Origin of the sequence: Cryobacterium sp. 10I1 (assembly GCF_035019805.1) — a bacterium.
GTDB classification, from domain to species: Bacteria; Actinomycetota; Actinomycetes; order Actinomycetales; family Microbacteriaceae; genus Cryobacterium; species Cryobacterium glucosi.
Genome location: NZ_JASJVF010000477.1, coordinates 1 through 1,300 on the forward strand (window position 1 = coordinate 1; position 1,300 = coordinate 1,300).

The 1,300-nt window shown below is 60.5% G+C and carries 3 protein-coding genes; 1 reads left to right on the forward strand and 2 read right to left on the reverse strand.

Features of this window, described 5'->3' with window-relative positions; translation table 11 throughout:
- On the forward strand, positions 1–387 hold a 387-nt coding region (locus QN345_RS19205), incomplete at its 5' end, for a hypothetical protein (protein ID WP_323509132.1).
- An 11-nt stretch (positions 388–398) separates the two neighbouring features.
- On the opposite strand, the gene QN345_RS19210 is transcribed toward QN345_RS19205, so the two are convergent.
- Together QN345_RS19210 and QN345_RS20675 are read right to left on the reverse strand one after the other, a co-directional pair.
- Positions 399–500 carry a helix-turn-helix domain-containing protein gene (locus QN345_RS19210; protein WP_323509133.1) on the reverse strand — a complete coding sequence of 34 codons (102 nt, stop codon included), beginning with the start codon at positions 498–500 and terminating at the stop codon, positions 399–401.
- A 561-nt stretch (positions 501–1,061) separates the two neighbouring features.
- On the reverse strand, positions 1,062–1,300 hold a 239-nt coding region (locus QN345_RS20675), incomplete at its 5' end, for an RNA polymerase sigma factor (RefSeq protein ID WP_416347684.1).

Genomic DNA, 1,300 nt, shown 5'->3' on the forward strand with positions numbered 1-1,300 from the left:
CGCGAAAGCGTCAGCCGGGACCTCGGAAGATTAAGGAAGATGGGCAAGGTAGTGCTACGCGGCAAGCAACTAGAGCTCGATCACGACGAGCAGGTCGCTGCGGCCAAATACGCGGTGCTGATTTCGATGGTCTTTCCCTTCCAACTCGCTTACATCACGCTGCTCTATATCGGCCTCGGGATCCAGCAGGTACAGTCCCTCGTGTTGGGCACCGGATCGGACTTTTCGATCGGGCTAATTATCGCGCTCATCGTCGTGCTGCTGGCTTTCTTCCCTCTGTTCGGTCGACGGATATACCGGGCACGCAAATACGCCCGAGACCACGCAGAACTTCTTCCCCCAGCTGATGTCGGGTCCACCCCCACCGCCAATGGCCTCGTCCGTTAGCGGAGAGCCTTTCAAACCTCAGCGCGGAGATACGCGTAAACAGTTTCCCGGCTGATACCAAAATCTCGAGCGAGAGCAGCCTTCGGCACGCCGCCGGCCGCCTTCTCACGCAACTCCGCAGCCCGGACCGCGTCCAGAGATGGGGCACGTCATGTTGCGCTGCTCATCATGACTAAATCATGACTGTTTCTTGGTATCGAAACTGCCTACGCGGGCTAACAGCCCAGACGTTGGATGCGCTTCCTAGCGTCAGCTGAAATGGCCGGAGAACTTGTACGTACTGCTCGCTCCGACGTCAATCGCAAAGGTGTATTGCTGTAGCCCAGCCGGGAGGGTCATCTGGTAGTCCCCCGGTCCTGAGCAATCGCCGCCCATAAACACGCTCGGGTCATCGGCCAAGGTGACCGACCCCTTCCCGGTGGAGCATTCAAAGTGGGCGAAGAACACAACGTGCGCAGCATCGGGAGACGGGTTCGGCACGACGATCGACCTCGGGCCGGTCCCAGACTCCGAGACTCGCGTTGAGACCCCGGGCAGTTGAGTGGCGCCCGGTGAACTGGCGGTCTCAGGCGGATCGGTGACCGTGCCGCTGGGCGACGTCGTTGCGCACCCGGTTAGGGAACCGCTGACGAGCAGTGCGGCGATCAAGATCAGGACGCGGTGGTTTCTGAAGCTCATGGAGTCGTCACTTTCATCGGCGATGTCGTTGCTTGTATGTCGGGTGATTCAGACAGATGAACCCTGAGCTGCGCTTTCGCCCGCTGGTAGCGCCCACGAGCCGTGGATTCCCTGATGCCACTGATTCGCGCGGCGTCGATGATGCTGAATCCGTCCCAATGGACAAGGCGGATCAGCTCACGCTGGTTCCGCGGCAGGACCTCGAGGGCACGTCGAACATCGAGAACCGCGGCGG